Genomic DNA, 16,046 nt, shown 5'->3' with positions numbered 1-16,046 from the left:
ATTTAAGAGAAGGATTAAGAACCAATATGTACGACACACAGGATGGTTATGCGCAATACAAAGAGATGGATCTTGCTGCGCGTACGGCAGCAGCATCGCCGTTAGAGCTGGTGCTGGTGCTGTTTTCGGGACTGATGGACGAACTGGAACGCGCGAAAAGCCACATTGAGAACAAACGCTACGAGCGTAAAGCGCAAAGCATCAATAAATGCATCGATATTCTCAACGCCTTAACCAGCTCGCTGGAGTTTGAAACCGGCGGAGAGCTGGTGGTGAATCTCTCCCGGCTGTATGACCACTGCGTCTACCGCCTGTATGAAGCCAGCGGCGAATTGTCGTTAGAAAAAATTGATGAAGTGATCCTCATCCTGACGAATCTGCGCACAGGCTGGGAAGGTCTGTCGGCAAAACTTGGATAAGGCGATGGAAAGAGAGCGTCAGCAACAGCAGCTTTATGCCCTGGTGACGGCGATGAACGATGCCCTGGATCAAAAACGGTGGCGTCGATTACCAGGTCTGCATCAGCAGGTGATGTGTGACTTTCATGCCTATGCTGCCTGGGAAACTGACGCCGAGGCGCTACGGGAAGTGAAAAGCAGACTGCTGGTCGCGTTTGAGACATTAATTGCGCGGCGAACGCAGCGTGCGGAAGAACTCAAAACGCGGATGGAGAAACATCAGCAAAACCAGGAAGGAATGTTGGCGTATTCAATGGTTAATTTAATTTCGGAGAAGGCATGAATCCTGTATTACTGGCCTCGGTCAGTGCGTCGGCAGAGGCCACACCGGAAAAGGCGACGATTTCGGCGCCGTCAACCCCTGAGGGCGGCAGCGCATTTTCTTTATCCCAGTCGGGGCTGAACGCCGCGGCTGAGCGGTTGATTGGCGCAAAACTGAGTCATCAGCAGACATCGGCGGCTGCACATAAACAAGACGACGCGAATCCGGCAGCCATGCAGGCATTGCTGGCTATGCTATTGGCGCAACCGACTCAGGCAGCCCCGGCCGATGTACAAAAGCAGCCTGATGGCGACATGTTGAGAATGCTGGCGCAGGTGCAAACCACCCATTCGGGGTCATCATTGCTGCGCCAACTGGCGAGCGCCATGGCCCAGCCGGAAAAAACATCCACGCCATCGGCTGATCAGCACACAACCGACTTATCGTCACTGCCGCCTAAGCTGCAAACGTTACTGGCGTCACTCAGCGAGGATTTGCCGCCAGCAACCCCGGATCAACAGGCTAAGCTGGCGACGTTTTCCGCCCAGGATCTGCGAGCGATTGCGCCGGAGCCTGCGTCACTCTCGACCTCCCAACAAATTTCTGCTCGGGTGAAATCAACCCAGAACCCCAGTCCTCGCCCGGTGGTGGAGAGAAAAACCGCTGGCGTGACGGTCAACCCTGCGCTCTCTACGCAGAATTTGCTCAATACCGCGGCGCAGGGAAATCAGCCAGTGAATCCACTGACCGAGCATAACATCGTGTCGACGCCAGTTTCCGCACCAGTGACGATGTCCACGGAGGAACTCGGGGAGAAACTCACTGCGCTGCTTAAAGACAGAATTCAGTTCCAGATAGGTCAACAACAGCAAATTTCGACCATTCGTCTTGATCCTCCGTCGCTGGGCAAGCTTGAAATTGCCGTGCAACTGGATGCTGGGAAGCTGATGGTACACATCGGCGCAAATCAGAGCGATGTCTGCCGCTCATTGCAGCAGTTTAGCGAAAACCTACGTCAGCACCTGACGGCGCAGAACTTCATGGAAGTCAATGTTCAGGTCTCTTCCGAGGGGCAATCGCAGCAGCAAAAACAGCAGTCAGGTCATCAACAGGATGAGGTGGCGTCAGCATTAGTGCTCAATGATGAACCTCAATTTCAACGGAATGAATCCGTTCTGATCAAAGTGTAAAAGCAAAATGAAGAAAATCGTTATCGCGTGTGTGATCAGTTCCGTCGTCGCTTTGGGTATTGCGGGGGGGGCCGGATGGGGCATTTATCATGCTATGAATAAGGGAACCACGGCTGCGGCAGCGACTCCCGCTCACGAAGCGGAAGATAGCCAGGATGAGTCCAACAATATTTTTGTCTCCCTGCCAGAAACGGTGGTTACGCTGCATGATGATGAAGGCGGCGATCGCTATATGGTCGCTGAGCTGGTGATGGTTGTTGATTCAGAGAAAGATGCTGAAAAAATTAAGCAGGACGAACCGCTCTATCAAAGTATTACCGTAGATGAGCTTTCGAATATGAAGTATGAAGATATTCGGGCGCTGAAGATCTCCGAAATCAGAAAGAAAATATTTGAAAATCTGAAAGTTGAATTAGCGAAACGCAAAATGGCGACACCTTATAAGGAGATATTGGTGAAAAAAGTCGTTTTCCAATAAGCGACAAGCCAGGAAATAACATGATACAGGATGCTTACGAGTCAGAAGACTTTAATGCGACGCCCATGCTTACGCCAAAGCAAGAGAGCCATTATTTACAGGCTTATCTGCCGTTGGTGCGCAAAGTGGTGCGTCAACTTGCGCCGCAATGTACCTGCGTTATGGACAGGCAGGATATGGAACAAACGGCGTTGATGGGATTGCTGAATGCGATTCGACGCTACGGTCAACCAGACGAAGGTTTTGCCGGTTATGCCGTTCACCGCATACGCGGCGCAATTCTGGATGAGCTGCGCAGCCTCGACTGGCGGCCTCGCCAGCTACGCCAAAAATACCATCAGATTAAAGATTTGATTCGTGATGCGCGCACACAGCTTGGGCATGAACCCTCATGGGAGGAGTTGTCCCGACGGGGATTATCGTCTGAGGATTATCAGGAATACCAACAGCTGGAAGGTGCGGAAACGCTGGCCAGCCTGGATGAATTACTGAATGGCGATATGCCGATAGCACCGCTCGAAGGGCGGGGGCTGGAAGAGCAATTCGTCACGCAGGAAATGTTGAGTTACGCCCTGAGCCAACTCAGCGAAAAAGAGGGCCTCGTGCTCTCAATGTATTACCAACACGATATGAATTTAAAAGAGATCGCGCTGGTATTAGGGCTGACCGAAGCCCGAATCTGTCAAATGAATAAAAAAATCACGCACAAGATTCGTGATTGTTTATATCCAGACTAACAATTCCGAATCAACATGCGGAGGACGTAATGCAAAAGATTTTTGGCTTATTAGTGGTTTTGGGCTGCGTATTTGGCGGCTACTTTGAGGCTGGTGGGCAGTTAATTGCTATTTGGCAGCCAGCAGAAATTATTATTATCGTTGGTGCCGGCCTGGGGGCGATGATTATTGGGAACCCGGTACATGTGCTGAAAGAGATCGCCCATCAGATCAAAGGGGTGATCAGTAAAAAGAAAATGGGACCGGAATTTCAGCGTCAGCTACTGATGTGCCTGTATGAGCTGCTGGAAATGGTGCAGAACGGTGGTCTGCGTATGCTGGATCAGCATATCGAACAGCCGGAAGAAAGTACCATTTTCCAGAAATACCCGCTGGTGCTGACTCAGAAGCGACTGGTGACATTTATCGCCGATAACTTCCGTCTGATGGCGATGGGTAAAATCGATGCCCATGAACTGGAAGGGATCCTCGATCAGGAACTGGATACCGCTGAAGAATCTTTGTTAACCCCTTCGCGCTCCTTGCAGCGTACCGCCGAGGCGATGCCTGGATTCGGTATTTGTGCTGCGGTATTGGGCATTATCATCACCATGCAGTCTATCGATGGCTCGATTGCGCTTATCGGTCTGAAAGTGGCGGCGGCGTTGGTGGGGACATTCTTAGGGGTATTCATCTGTTATTGCCTGATGGACCCGCTGGCAAACGCCATGGAACAGCAGGCGCGGGCAGAGCATTCGCTGCTCGAATGCGTTCGTACCGTACTGGTGGCGCAAGCGGGCGGTAAACCGACGCTACTGGCGGTCGATGCTGGCCGTAAACTTCTCCATCTGGCCTCTAAACCCACTTTCGCCAATCTGGATGCGTGGGTTAATGCGATGCTGGAGCAGGAATAAGCATGAGGAAGGGGCCAAATCGTCGCGATCGCGGCGCGAAAACCACCATTATCCGCCGACAAATTAAAAAGAACCATGCAGGTCATCATGGCGGGGCGTGGAAGGTCGCCTTTGCTGACTTTACGCTGGCGATGATGGCGCTGTTTATGACGCTGTGGATTGTGAACAGCGTCAGCAAGGCTGACCGCGAAAATATCGTGGCGGCGCTGCATGGCCAGTCAATCTTTAACGGTGGCGGTATGGCGCCGTTAAACAAGCTGGGCAAACTGCCGATAGCGCCAGGCGCGCAGAAGAAAAACGTCACACGCAACAAGCTTGATAAAACCGTGAATCCACAGGAGACGGCGAGGATCACGGAAGAGAACGCTAAAAAGGCGCTGGATGTGAATGAGAAAACGGCGTTACTGAAACAAAAATCAGCCCAGGAGTTAGGCGAGCTGGCGACCGACATTAACGTCATTGCCCGCAAGGCGCATATGGAGACCAACCTTGAGATGGAGATTGTTCCTCAGGGGTTGCGCGTACTGATTAAAGATGATCAGAACCGTAATATGTTCGAACGCGGTAGCGCCAAAATTATGCCGTTCTTTAAATCGCTGCTGGTTGAGCTGGCCCCCGTGTTTGACTCGCTGGACAATAAGATCATCATCACCGGGCATACGGACGCGATGAGCTATAAGAGTAACATTTACAACAACTGGAACCTGTCAGGCGACCGCGCATTGTCTGCTCGACGCGTACTGGAAGATGCCGGAATGCCGCAGAATAAAGTTATGCAGGTCAGCGCAATGGCCGACCAAATGCTGCTGGATGCGAAAAATCCGGAAAGCGCCGGCAACCGTCGCATTGAGATCATGGTATTAACGCAAAGCGCTTCCGATACGCTGTATCAATATTTTGGCCAACACGGCGAGAAGGTCGTACAACCGCTGATTGATAAGCTGGACAAACAAAAGCAGGTGACTTCTTTACGTCAACATTCTGCTCCCGTCACTCATTAATTTGACTCCCGGTCCTCCACGCAACGTGGGGGGCAAATTATCCCGCAGGAAGGCAATGTGATAGATGTAACCCATATTATTCCATTGGATATTCATACTGATAACGTCACGGATGTGGCCTGTCAGGGCGCGCATTTCGACCAGATTTCAGGGATCTGGTACACCGAACCTCATGAGCTAAACGAGGCGCTTCGTGACTATGTCTACAACACCGACAGTTTTAACATCGTCGCGCCGTACTATCTGGTAATTACCTCGAAGATGCACTGCTGGAACTGCCACCAGCTTACCCATATTCACGGAGTGATGTTTACCCGGTTTATTAGAAAGGATCATGATGGCCAAGGCTGGCAATCTATTCGACGGAATACCTTTCTGTTTCATATTAATTCTCTGCCTGAAGAGATAAAAAAGAACATTAAGGCCAGCAATTACTATCTGGATAAAAGTAAAACCACCGGGCTACGTTACTGGATGAATCATTGTGAAATTTGTGGAGAGCGTCTGGGCGACTACGAGCTTTTCTGCGTTGAAAATGATGCATTTCGCCTGATGACGATCGAAAAATTGCTGCGGGCAAAGATTCGCAAAGTGAATAAGCTTTTTGTCAGTACGGCGGGTAATCCCGCAGAACATAAGACCACGGACATCGTACGTTACCTGTGCGATGCGCGCTTTGTCATGAATGGTCCAGCGTAAGGCATAATCAGACTTCTCACACCATAAAAATACTGTATACTTAAACAGTGTTGTGGGAGGCGAGTCATGCGCAAAATCATACATGTTGATATGGACTGTTTTTTCGCGGCGGTGGAAATGCGTGATAATCCAGCCCTGCGCGACATTCCCATTGCTATCGGCGGCAGTCGTGAACGCCGGGGCGTTATCAGCACTGCCAATTACCCGGCGCGTAAATTTGGCGTACGTAGCGCAATGCCGACCGGAATGGCGTTAAAACTGTGCCCACATCTCACGTTATTGCCTGGTCGATACGAGGCTTATAAAGAAGCCTCCCGCCAGATTCAGGCGATCTTCTCCCGTTATACCTCGCTGATCGAACCTCTTTCGCTGGACGAAGCCTACCTGGATGTGACCGACAGTGCTCACTGTCACGGTTCCGCCACGCTGATAGCGCAGGAGATCCGCCAGACGATTTTCAACGAGTTACAGTTAACCGCTTCAGCCGGGATTGCGCCGGTTAAGTTTTTGGCAAAAATAGCCTCCGATCTCAATAAACCCAACGGGCAATATGTCATTACCCCCGCCGATGTTCCTGAATTTCTCAGAACGCTGCCGTTAGGGAAAATACCCGGCGTTGGCAAAGTTTCTGCCGCTAAGCTGGAAGCGATGGGGTTGCGCACCTGCGAGGATGTTCAAAAATACGACCTGGCCATGTTGCTCAAACGTTTTGGTAAGTTTGGTCGCGTGTTGTGGGAACGCAGCCAGGGCATTGATGAGCGGGATGTCAACAACGACAGACTGCGCAAATCTGTCGGCGTTGAGCGTACGCTGGCAGAAGATATTCATGAATGGGCTGAATGTGAGGAGATTATTGAGCGGCTATATCCCGAACTGGAACGACGTCTGGCAAAGGTAAAACCGGATCTGTTGATCGCCCGGCAGGGAATTAAACTCAAGTTTAATGATTTTCAGCAAACCACGCAGGAGCACGTCTGGCCGCGCTTAAGCAAAGATGACTTAATTGCGACAGCGCGCAAAACCTGGGATGAACGTCGGGGAGGGCGAGGCGTAAGGCTGGTGGGATTACACGTCACGCTGCTTGATCCACAGCTGGAAAGGCAACTGCTGCTGGGAATTTGACTCTGATGTATTGCCGGATGGCGGCGTAACCGCCTTATCCGGCCTACAAATCAGCGCGTAGGCCGGATAAGCGCAGCGCTATCCGGCTTTATTGCAGAGACTTATTTCGCTGGAATCGACTTCAGCAGCTCGGTTAGCAGCGTCCAGTAGTGGCCGACGCTTTCAATATGAACCTGCTCATCCGGGGAGTGCGGACCGGTGATAGTTGGCCCGATGGAAACCATGTCCATATCCGGATACGGTTTCTTGAACAGTCCACATTCCAGACCGGCGTGGATAATCTGGATGTTCGGCGTTTTGTTGAACAGACGCTGATAGGTTTCGCGAACCAGGTGCATAACCGGAGAGTTAGCATCCGGCTGCCAGCCAGGATACGCACCTTTGGCTTCGGTTTTGGCACCGGCGAGCTTGCCCAGTGAATCCAGCATGCTTACCACGTAGTCTTTACCGCTGTCGATCAGCGAGCGAACCAGGCAGTGGATCTGTACATTATCGTCAGTCATGGTCACGACACCGACGTTCAGGGAGGTTTCCACCACGCCTTTCGCCACGTCGGAATTGCGGATCACGCCGTTCGGGGTGGCGTTCAGCAGACGAACAAAGCTATCGCGAGACTGCGTGGTCAGGGCGGCTTTATCGTTGGCGACAGCATCCAGAAGCAGAGCCAGATTCTTCTCTTTGGCTTCCAGTTCGTTTTTCAGGATGTCCTGGTAAGTGTTAACCAGTGCTTTTAACGCATCAACTTTATCTGCGGCCACGGCGAGGGTCGCAAAGGCTTCACGCGGTATCGCGTTACGCAGCGTACCGCCGTTAAAATCAATCAGACGCAGATCCAGCTCTTCAGCGTGGCCCGCCAGGAAGCGTACCAACAGCTTATTCGCGTTACCGAGGCCGACGTGGATTTCGCCGCCGGAGTGACCGCCTTTCAGACCTTTTAAGGTCAGCTTAAAGCTCTGGAAACCAGCCGGAACCGCCTCACGGGACAGCGGCAGGTTTGAGGTAAAGTCGATACCCCCTGCGCAGCCCATGTAGATCTCACCTTCTTCTTCAGAGTCGGTGTTGATCAGGATATCTGCCTGCAGCCAGTTTGCCTGCAAACCGAACGCGCCATCCATACCCGCTTCTTCGGTCATGGTCAGCAACACTTCCAGCGGACCGTGTACCACATTGTCATCCGCCAGTACGGCCAGCGCGGACGCCATACCGATGCCGTTATCCGCACCCAGCGTGGTGCCACGGGCTTTCACCCATTCGCCATCAATATAAGGCTGGATAGGATCTTTGGTGAAGTCGTGCACGGTGTCGTTGTTTTTCTGCGGAACCATATCCAGGTGCGCCTGCAGAACGACCGGTTTGCGGTTTTCCATGCCTGCAGTGGCAGGTTTGCGAATCAGGATATTACCGACCTGGTCGCGCTCGACGTGAAAACCTTTCTCCTGGGCCCAGCTCAGAATGTGTTCAGCGAGCTGCTCTTCATGGTAGGACGGGTGAGGAATAGAACAGATTTTGGCAAAAATATCCCACAGCGGTTGCGGGGATAACTGAGACAGTTCAGACACGTTGAGTCTCCTTGGCGGTGTCCTACAAAACTTGCTTGCAGTCCACGGGGTTAGCTGAATTAAAAACACCACAAGTCGGGCTTGCGCGATGCGATTGAGAATACCACTTTCTCCGCCGACGGCTAGCATAAAGCATGCAAAAAGAGGCGCGGATTCCGCGAAACACTGGTTTTTAGTGCGTCAGATCTCTATAATCTCGCGCAACCTGATTCACCCTCAATTATTAATTAGCCGTAGATACACAGGCTGGGACACTTCACATGAGCGAAAAATACGTCGTCACCTGGGACATGTTGCAGATCCATGCACGTAAACTGGCAAGCCGCTTGATGCCTTCTGAACAATGGAAAGGCATTATTGCCGTTAGCCGTGGTGGTCTGGTGCCGGGCGCATTGCTGGCGCGTGAATTGGGTATTCGTCATGTCGATACCGTATGCATCTCCAGCTACGATCACGACAACCAGCGCGAGCTGAAAGTGCTTAAGCGTGCTGAAGGCGACGGTGAAGGTTTTATCGTCATCGACGACCTGGTTGACACCGGCGGCACCGCGGTTGCGATCCGCGAAATGTATCCTAAAGCGCATTTCGTCACTATTTTCGCTAAGCCGGCAGGTCGTCCGCTGGTAAATGATTATATTGTTGATATCCCTCAGGATACCTGGATTGAGCAGCCTTGGGATATGGGCGTAGTGTTTGTCCCGCCGATCTCTGGTCGCTAATCAACAGCGCTTTCAACGCCTGGCTTTGCCGGGCGTTGTTCTTTATTAATCCCCATCAGGTTACACTATGCCTTAATGAGTATTCATGGAGGCTGCAAGAATGTCACAAGCTAACCTCAGCGAAGTCCTGTTCAAACCCCGCTTCAAACACCCTGAAACGTCTACGCTGGTTCGTCGTTTTAATCACGGCGCGCAGCCGTCCGTACAATCTGCCCTGGATGGCAAAACAATCCCGCACTGGTATCGCATGGTGAATCGTCTGATGTGGATCTGGCGCGGCATCGATCCGCGTGAAATCCTCGAAGTACAGGCGCGTATCGTGATGAGCGAAGCCGAACGTACGGATAAAGAGCTCTATGATACGGTTATTGGCTATCGTGGCGGGAACTGGATCTATGAGTGGGCAAAGCAGGCGATGGAATGGCAACAGAAAGCGTCTATGGAGGAGGATCCGCAGTTAAGCGGACGCCACTGGCTGCATGCCTCTACGCTGTACAACATTGCCGCTTATCCGCATCTGAAAGGCGATGAGCTGGCAGAGCAGGCGCAGGCTCTGGCTAATCGCGCCTATGAAGAAGCCGCTCAACGGCTGCCGGGCACGCTGCGTGAGATGGAGTTTGCGGTCGCTGGCGGCGCGCCGATAACCGGCTTCCTGCATATGCCAAAAGGCGATGGTCCGTTCCCGACGGTACTGATGTGCGGCGGTCTCGATTCCATGCAAACGGACTACTACACGCTGTATGAGCGCTACTTTGCTCCGCGCGGTATTGCCATGTTGACGCTGGATATGCCGTCGGTCGGATTCTCATCAAAATGGAAACTGACTCAGGATTCCAGCCTGCTGCATCAGCATGTATTAAAGGCGCTGCCTAATGTCCCGTGGGTGGATCACACCCGCGTGGCGGCCTTCGGTTTCCGTTTTGGCGCTAACGTAGCGGTACGCCTGGCGTATCTGGAGTCGTCACGGCTGAAGGCGGTGGCCTGCCTGGGACCGGTTGTGCATGCGCTGCTGAGTGACCCGCAGCGTCAGGCAAGCGTCCCGGAAATGTATCTTGACGTTCTGGCCAGCCGACTGGGGATGCACGACGCTTCCGATGAAGCGCTGCGCGTTGAGCTCAATCGCTATTCATTAAAAGTGCAGGGACTGCTCGGTCGACGCTGCCCGACGCCAATGCTGTCTGGGTTCTGGAAAAATGACCCGTTTAGCCCGGAAGAGGAGTCGCGTTTAATCACCTCGTCATCTTCTGACGGTAAGCTGCTGGAGATTCCATTCAACCCGGTGTATCGCAATTTTGACAAAGGACTGCAAGAAATAACCAAGTGGATCAATCAGAGATTGTGTTAAAAGTTTGCTAAATTTTATCGATTTGGTAAAACAGGAGCTTCACCTAAGGAGATCGTAATGACGTTACCGAGTGGGCATCCGAAAAGTAGATTGATCAAGAAATTCACCGCGCTTGGCCCGTACATCCGGGAAGGACAGTGCGAAGATAATCGCTTTTTTTTCGATTGTTTGGCTGTTTGCGTCAACGTGAAACCCGCCCCTGAGAAACGCGAGTTCTGGGGCTGGTGGATGGAGCTTGAGGCGCAGGAAAAACGCTTTACCTACAGCTATCAGTTTGGTTTGTTTGATAAAGATGGCAACTGGACGGCGGTGCCGGTGAAAGAGACTGAAGTGGTAGAGCGACTGGAATACACCTTACGTGAGTTTCATGAAAAATTACGTGGGTTGTTAACGTCGCTGGATTTGGCGCTGGAGCCTGCTGACGATTTTAAAGATGAGCCGGTTAAATTAACCGCATAATGAACAGTAAAATGCCGGATGGCGGCGCAACCCCATCCGGCATTTTTTATCCTAAATCAGAACTGATAAACCATACCGACGGCAACGATATCATCATCGTTGATGCCCAGTTTATTGTCGCTATCCAGCTGGTTGATTTTATAATCGACAAACGCGGACATATTTTTGTTGAAATAATACGTGGCGCCAACGTCGATATAATTCACCAGATCCTCACTGCCGACGCCTTCAATATCTTTACCTTTTGACAGCACATAACCCAGTGACGGACGCAGACCAAAGTCAAATTGGTATTGAACAACCGCTTCGAAGTTCTGCGTTTTATTGGCGAAGCCGCCGGAAATCGGCGTCATATTGCGCGTTTCAGAATAGAACGTCGCAATATAGATATCGTTAGCATCATATTTTAAACCCGTTGCCCAGGCTTCTGCTTTATCGCCCGTACCGCGAGTTTGCAGATTCTGCTGATTGGTACGATCGGAGTTGGTATAAGCGCCGCTTACGGCGAAATCGCTACCGCCAAAGTCATAGGTAACGGATGTACCAAAACCATCGCCGTTCTGTTTTTTCACATCGCGGTCCTGGTTTTTACCCTGATATTGCAGGGTGAGATCCAGGCCATCTACGACGCCGAAGAAATCGGTGTTACGGTAAGTCGCCAGGCCGCTGGCGCGTTTGGTCATAAAGTTATCGGTCTGTGCAGAAGAATCGCCGCCGAACTCCGGGAACATATCAGTCCACGCTTCTACATCGTACAGCGCGCCCAGGTTACGACCATAATCAAACGAGCCAAGATTTTTTAATTTCAGACCGGCAAAGGCCAGACGTGTTTTTTGCTGGTTGGAATCACTTTCAGCTTTATTGCCTGCGAACTCTGCTTCCCAGCGACCATAACCCGTCAGTTCATCATTAATTTGCGTTTCGCCCTTAAAGCCTAAACGGATATAGCTTTGGTCGCCGTCCTTGCTGTCATAATCCGTCATGTAATGCATGGCTTTAACTTTGCCATACAGATCCAGTTTATTACCGTTCTTGTTATACACTTCAGCTGCCTGTACGGATGCCGACGCCACAATCCCCATCACCACTAATGCCAGAGTGCTCTTTTTCATTTTCATTCCTGATTAAAAGTACGCGCTAATATTCACTGGGTGTGATCCCCGTTAAAAGACAGGAAGGTTTTTAACGTCTGGCAATGAACGTTTTATGACAAAGTAAGAATATTTTTAAAAAAGAGTGTTTTTATGTTTCTGTAATAAATGCGTCAAAATCTGCCGCTACGCTTGCTGATCCTGCGCAATAAAATTTCATGCTTTGTGCGCTGGCTGTTGGCAACCGGGGCCAGTCCTGCTAAAACGTTCGTTTGATATCATTTTCCCCAATTTTGAATGGCAGAGAATCATGAGTGACAGCCAGACGCTGGTGGTAAAACTTGGCACCAGTGTGTTAACGGGCGGATCGCGCCGCCTGAACCGCGCCCATATCGTAGAACTGGTTCGCCAGTGCGCGCAGCTTCATGCCGCAGGGCATCGTATTGTTATCGTTACCTCAGGCGCGATCGCCGCCGGGCGTGAGCATCTTGGTTACCCTGAGCTTCCGGCGACGATAGCCTCGAAACAGCTGTTGGCGGCGGTAGGGCAGAGCCGATTGATTCAACTGTGGGAACAGCTGTTCTCTATTTACGGTATCCATATCGGGCAGATGCTGCTGACGCGTGCGGATATGGAAGACCGTGAGCGCTTCCTCAATGCCCGCGATACGTTACGCGCGCTGCTGGACAACAACATCGTTCCTGTCATCAATGAGAATGACGCGGTGGCGACCGCCGAAATTAAAGTCGGCGATAATGACAATCTCTCGGCGCTGGCGGCAATTCTGGCCGGAGCCGATAAGCTACTGTTGCTGACCGATCAGCAAGGACTTTTCACCGCCGATCCGCGCACCAATCCGCAGGCGGAGCTGATCAAAGACGTTCACGGTATTGACGATGCGTTGCGCGCCATTGCCGGCGACAGCGTTTCTGGCCTGGGAACGGGTGGTATGGGCACAAAATTGCAGGCCGCTGATGTCGCGTGCCGCGCAGGGATTGACACCATCATTGCCGCAGGCAGCAAGCCAGGCGTGATTGGCGATGTGATGGAAGGCGTTTCCGTTGGAACGCGTTTTCATGCTCAGGCCTCTCCACTGGAAAACCGTAAACGCTGGATTTTCGGCGCGCCGCCTGCCGGGGAAATTACCGTCGATGAGGGCGCGACCGCAGCGATTCTGGAACGTGGCAGTTCATTACTGCCAAAAGGCATTAAAAGCGTGACAGGCAACTTTTCTCGTGGTGAAGTGATTCGTATCTGCAATCTCGAAGGGCGCGATATCGCCCACGGCGTGACCCGCTATAACAGCGACGCGCTCCGCCGTATTGCCGGACACCACTCACAGCAGATTGACACCATCCTCGGCTATGAATACGGCCCGGTTGCTGTCCATCGCGACGACATGATTACCCGTTAAGGAACAGGCATATGCTGGAACAAATGGGCATTGCTGCCAAAGCTGCGTCATACAAGCTGGCGCTGCTCTCCAGCCGCGAAAAAAATCGCGTGCTGGAAAAAATAGCCGATGAGCTGGAAGCGCAAAGGGAAAGTATCCTTAGCGCTAACAAGCAGGATGTAGAACAGGCGCGTGAAAATGGTCTGAGCGAAGCAATGCTCGACCGCCTGGCATTGACCCCTGCGCGTCTGAAAGCGATTGCTGACGACGTGCGTCAGGTGTGTAATCTTGCTGACCCTGTCGGGCAGGTGATTGACGGGGGCCTGCTGGATAGCGGACTGCGTCTTGAGCGTCGTCGCGTCCCGTTGGGCGTGATTGGCGTGATTTATGAAGCGCGTCCTAACGTTACCGTTGATGTTGCCTCCCTGTGCCTGAAAACCGGTAATGCGGCGATCCTGCGCGGCGGGAAAGAGACTTACCGGACTAACGCTGCGACCGTGGCGGTGATCCAAAAGGCGCTGGAAGCCTGCGGTTTACCCGCAGCAGCGGTGCAGTCAATCGACAATCCGGATCGCGCGCTGGTCGCTGAAATGCTGCGTATGGATAAGTACATCGATATGCTGATCCCGCGCGGTGGCGCGGGCCTGCACAAGCTGTGCCGCGAGCAGTCGACTATCCCGGTCATCACCGGCGGCATTGGCGTGTGTCATATTTATGTGGATGATTCTGCTGAAATCGCGCCTGCGCTGAAGATTATCGTCAATGCCAAAACCCAGCGTCCGAGCACCTGCAATACCGTGGAGACCTTGCTGGTGCATCAGGATATCGCTGAGCGTTTCCTGCCTGCGTTAAGCGACAAGATGGCGGAAAGCGGTGTTACGCTGCACGGCGACGAAATCGTGATGCAGGTACTGCATGGCCCGGCCAAACTGGTGCCGCTGAAACCGGAAGAGCTGGATAACGAGTTTCTGTCTTTGGATCTGAACGTTGTGGTGGTCGAAAATATGGATGGCGCTATCGCGCACATTCGCGAACATGGCACCCAGCACTCCGACGCTATCCTGACGCGCACGCTCAGCAACGCCAACCGTTTCGTGAATGAAGTTGATTCTTCTGCCGTATACGTGAATGCTTCCACCCGTTTTACCGATGGCGCCCAGTTTGGACTGGGGGCTGAAGTGGCGGTGAGTACGCAAAAACTGCACGCGCGTGGCCCAATGGGACTGGAAGCACTGACCACATACAAGTGGATTGGCTTCGGAGATGATACCATTCGCGCGTAATTGAAACCGGGTGATGCAAAACAGGCGTTTGATTCGCAAGGCCAGTAATGCATCGCCCGGTTTGTTTTAACCTTCTTCGCCATACCCGCGTTCGTTTGAGCTCTGCGTTTTTAATCATCCGCAGCAGACTATATTTATTCATATTCTCGTTTGTGCCAGAAAAGTAAGCCAGCACAGAATTTTCCCTGTCTGGAATGAATTTTCCTGGTCTGCGGTTCACGTATTGTTCCCCACGCTTGTTCTATTAGAATCAGTCTCATTTTTATGAGGAGTTGTTGCGTGAAATCGGATATTCACAAACTTAGTATTCCTGTTGTGCCGCTCGGCAATCCGTTCCCACCCCGCCATTGTTCGCTGTGTCCAAAGGGAACGGCTATTGATCGTGATAATGAGTACAAGTTAATAGACAAAAGAAGGAAGTTTAAAGCAGGTGAGATTCTCGCTCGGCAGGATGAAGCCGCAGAGATGCTTTTTGTGATTCATGAGGGATATTGCAAGTCCAGCGTGGAATGTGGCGATAACGTTTTTATCAGCCGCTTTTATGTTCCAGGGGATATCATGGCGCTGGATGCTGTTGAAGGGAGAACGTATCTGACCACCATCAGGGCTGCAACGACTGCGGAAGTTTGCCATATCGACATCGCGCGGTTGTTCAAGGTCGCAGAGAAGGATCCTTCAGTTGCCGCAGCAGTCATCAAGTTTCTGTGCAGAGATAATGGGTTCATTGTTGAGAAATTGCGGCGTTATGCGAATAAACACGCGGAGGCCAGAATCGCCGCTTTCCTGGTGGAGTTTTACGAGATGCATTTGCGTATTGGCAGACCGGAAACGACGCTTCGATTGCCTTTTTCCCGGGAAGAAATTGCCAGTTATCTCGATCTTAAAATTGAAACCGTCAGCCGTTCATTAAAATCACTCGAACAACAAGATTTGATTACCTTACATCGTGTACGTACGGTAACACTTAATAGTTATCTCGGTTTGAAAAGCTTCATCTAATTCTCGCTTTTAGGAATATGATTTTTTTCTTGCAATACCAGGAATATTCTTTTTATATGGAAAATTCCTGGTTTTATTTGTGTGAAATAATTATCAATTCGAGTATTAATCCTCCAGATTTTTGCTTTGTTTATAAGAATATTCCCCTTCAAACGAAAGTTTCATGAGAATTTTCTTGTGAAGATGAAAATTTATCAAAGTTGTAACAAATAGTCAGCATTTTAGAAAAGATATAAATATTTTAATTATCTTTATGTTTTGTAAGGATTTTATTAGGGTTTTATTTGTATGACCTTTTTGATATTTATCAAAAACATAAAAAAGATGAATTGTTTGGTTCGACTTATTTGTGTGGTTA

17 protein-coding genes are annotated in these 16,046 nt (G+C 51.2%); 15 read left to right on the top strand and 2 right to left on the bottom strand.

Annotated features, from left to right (window positions below; translation table 11 throughout):
* Positions 1-26: 26 nt before the first annotated feature.
* From fliS to dinB, 9 genes are all read left to right on the top strand, one after another.
* Positions 27-419 carry a flagellar export chaperone FliS gene (gene fliS / locus M4I31_RS18740; protein WP_085047724.1) on the top strand — a complete coding sequence of 131 codons (393 nt, stop codon included), beginning with the start codon at positions 27-29 and terminating at the stop codon, positions 417-419.
* Positions 420-423: 4 nt separating this feature from the next.
* A complete protein-coding gene (locus tag M4I31_RS18735) occupies positions 424-741 on the top strand; it encodes a flagellar protein FliT (protein ID WP_085047723.1) in 318 nt (105 codons plus the stop codon).
* Positions 738-1,910, top strand: a complete 1,173-nt coding sequence (locus M4I31_RS18730) for a flagellar hook-length control protein FliK (protein ID WP_085047722.1) — start codon at positions 738-740, stop codon at positions 1,908-1,910. The genes M4I31_RS18735 and M4I31_RS18730 overlap by 4 nt, the downstream gene beginning before the upstream one ends.
* 7 nt (positions 1,911-1,917) lie before the next feature.
* Positions 1,918-2,388, top strand: coding sequence for a flagellar basal body-associated protein FliL (fliL, locus tag M4I31_RS18725; RefSeq protein WP_038637667.1), 471 nt, complete (start codon positions 1,918-1,920; stop codon positions 2,386-2,388).
* Positions 2,389-2,408: 20 nt separating this feature from the next.
* Complete coding sequence (locus M4I31_RS18720) at positions 2,409-3,125, top strand: FliA/WhiG family RNA polymerase sigma factor (protein ID WP_038637670.1); 717 nt, start codon at positions 2,409-2,411, stop codon at positions 3,123-3,125.
* 29 nt (positions 3,126-3,154) lie between these two features.
* Positions 3,155-4,018 carry a flagellar motor stator protein MotA gene (motA, locus tag M4I31_RS18715; protein WP_006685923.1) on the top strand — a complete coding sequence of 288 codons (864 nt, stop codon included), beginning with the start codon at positions 3,155-3,157 and terminating at the stop codon, positions 4,016-4,018.
* A gap of 2 nt (positions 4,019-4,020) precedes the next feature.
* Positions 4,021-5,019 (top strand): putative lateral flagellar export/assembly protein LafU, encoded by a 999-nt coding sequence (gene lafU / locus M4I31_RS18710; protein ID WP_038637675.1) that lies wholly within the window; start codon positions 4,021-4,023, stop codon positions 5,017-5,019.
* Positions 5,020-5,076: 57 nt separating this feature from the next.
* A complete protein-coding gene (locus tag M4I31_RS18705) occupies positions 5,077-5,718 on the top strand; it encodes a DNA primase (protein ID WP_085047721.1) in 642 nt (213 codons plus the stop codon).
* A 66-nt stretch (positions 5,719-5,784) separates the two neighbouring features.
* Positions 5,785-6,840 carry a DNA polymerase IV gene (gene dinB, locus M4I31_RS18700; RefSeq protein ID WP_038637679.1) on the top strand — a complete coding sequence of 352 codons (1,056 nt, stop codon included), beginning with the start codon at positions 5,785-5,787 and terminating at the stop codon, positions 6,838-6,840.
* 101 nt (positions 6,841-6,941) lie between these two features.
* Here dinB and pepD read toward each other — a convergent pair whose 3' ends face one another.
* Entirely contained in the window at positions 6,942-8,399 is a 1,458-nt protein-coding gene (pepD, locus tag M4I31_RS18695) for a cytosol nonspecific dipeptidase (RefSeq protein WP_161668047.1), read from the bottom strand.
* 260 nt (positions 8,400-8,659) lie between these two features.
* Between pepD and gpt the strand changes: the two genes are divergently transcribed.
* From gpt to crl, 3 genes are all read left to right on the top strand, one after another.
* Positions 8,660-9,118 (top strand): xanthine phosphoribosyltransferase, encoded by a 459-nt coding sequence (gene gpt / locus M4I31_RS18690; protein ID WP_038637683.1) that lies wholly within the window; start codon positions 8,660-8,662, stop codon positions 9,116-9,118.
* A gap of 100 nt (positions 9,119-9,218) precedes the next feature.
* Positions 9,219-10,463 (top strand): esterase FrsA, encoded by a 1,245-nt coding sequence (gene frsA, locus M4I31_RS18685; RefSeq protein ID WP_038637686.1) that lies wholly within the window; start codon positions 9,219-9,221, stop codon positions 10,461-10,463.
* 57 nt (positions 10,464-10,520) lie between these two features.
* Complete coding sequence (gene crl / locus M4I31_RS18680) at positions 10,521-10,922, top strand: sigma factor-binding protein Crl (protein WP_061383058.1); 402 nt, start codon at positions 10,521-10,523, stop codon at positions 10,920-10,922.
* A 56-nt stretch (positions 10,923-10,978) separates the two neighbouring features.
* On the opposite strand, the gene phoE is transcribed toward crl, so the two are convergent.
* Positions 10,979-12,034 (bottom strand): phosphoporin PhoE, encoded by a 1,056-nt coding sequence (phoE, locus tag M4I31_RS18675; protein WP_085047719.1) that lies wholly within the window; start codon positions 12,032-12,034, stop codon positions 10,979-10,981.
* 289 nt (positions 12,035-12,323) lie between these two features.
* Here phoE and proB point away from each other — a divergent pair, with 289 nt between their 5' ends.
* From proB to M4I31_RS18660, 3 genes are all read left to right on the top strand, one after another.
* A complete protein-coding gene (gene proB, locus M4I31_RS18670; protein WP_003031373.1) occupies positions 12,324-13,427 on the top strand; it encodes a glutamate 5-kinase in 1,104 nt (367 codons plus the stop codon).
* A gap of 11 nt (positions 13,428-13,438) precedes the next feature.
* Positions 13,439-14,689 (top strand): glutamate-5-semialdehyde dehydrogenase, encoded by a 1,251-nt coding sequence (gene proA, locus M4I31_RS18665; protein ID WP_085047718.1) that lies wholly within the window; start codon positions 13,439-13,441, stop codon positions 14,687-14,689.
* Between the two features lie 279 nt (positions 14,690-14,968).
* Complete coding sequence (locus M4I31_RS18660; protein ID WP_069323872.1) at positions 14,969-15,688, top strand: Crp/Fnr family transcriptional regulator; 720 nt, start codon at positions 14,969-14,971, stop codon at positions 15,686-15,688.
* The last annotated feature ends 358 nt before the right edge of the window (positions 15,689-16,046 follow it).

It is taken from the genome of Citrobacter sp. XT1-2-2 (assembly GCF_023516235.1).
Classification (GTDB): Bacteria; Pseudomonadota; Gammaproteobacteria; order Enterobacterales; family Enterobacteriaceae; genus Citrobacter; species Citrobacter werkmanii.
This window is presented reverse-complemented; position numbering and strand designations above follow the sequence as displayed.

What these genes read in the sequence shown, in the direction of transcription:
- M4I31_RS18735 (WP_085047723.1), top strand. Translation starts at nt 424, where the DNA reads ATGGAAAGAGAGCGTCAGCAACAGCAGCTTTATGCCCTGGTGACGGCG.
- dinB (WP_038637679.1), top strand. Translation starts at nt 5,785, where the DNA reads ATGCGCAAAATCATACATGTTGATATGGACTGTTTTTTCGCGGCGGTG.
- phoE (WP_085047719.1), bottom strand. Translation starts at nt 12,034, where the DNA reads ATGAAAAAGAGCACTCTGGCATTAGTGGTGATGGGGATTGTGGCGTCG.
- proA (WP_085047718.1), top strand. Translation starts at nt 13,439, where the DNA reads ATGCTGGAACAAATGGGCATTGCTGCCAAAGCTGCGTCATACAAGCTG.
- motA (WP_006685923.1), top strand. Translation starts at nt 3,155, where the DNA reads ATGCAAAAGATTTTTGGCTTATTAGTGGTTTTGGGCTGCGTATTTGGC.
- fliL (WP_038637667.1), top strand. Translation starts at nt 1,918, where the DNA reads ATGAAGAAAATCGTTATCGCGTGTGTGATCAGTTCCGTCGTCGCTTTG.
- crl (WP_061383058.1), top strand. Translation starts at nt 10,521, where the DNA reads ATGACGTTACCGAGTGGGCATCCGAAAAGTAGATTGATCAAGAAATTC.
- M4I31_RS18720 (WP_038637670.1), top strand. Translation starts at nt 2,409, where the DNA reads ATGATACAGGATGCTTACGAGTCAGAAGACTTTAATGCGACGCCCATG.
- lafU (WP_038637675.1), top strand. Translation starts at nt 4,021, where the DNA reads ATGAGGAAGGGGCCAAATCGTCGCGATCGCGGCGCGAAAACCACCATT.
- fliS (WP_085047724.1), top strand. Translation starts at nt 27, where the DNA reads ATGTACGACACACAGGATGGTTATGCGCAATACAAAGAGATGGATCTT.
- gpt (WP_038637683.1), top strand. Translation starts at nt 8,660, where the DNA reads ATGAGCGAAAAATACGTCGTCACCTGGGACATGTTGCAGATCCATGCA.
- frsA (WP_038637686.1), top strand. Translation starts at nt 9,219, where the DNA reads ATGTCACAAGCTAACCTCAGCGAAGTCCTGTTCAAACCCCGCTTCAAA.
- M4I31_RS18730 (WP_085047722.1), top strand. Translation starts at nt 738, where the DNA reads ATGAATCCTGTATTACTGGCCTCGGTCAGTGCGTCGGCAGAGGCCACA.
- proB (WP_003031373.1), top strand. Translation starts at nt 12,324, where the DNA reads ATGAGTGACAGCCAGACGCTGGTGGTAAAACTTGGCACCAGTGTGTTA.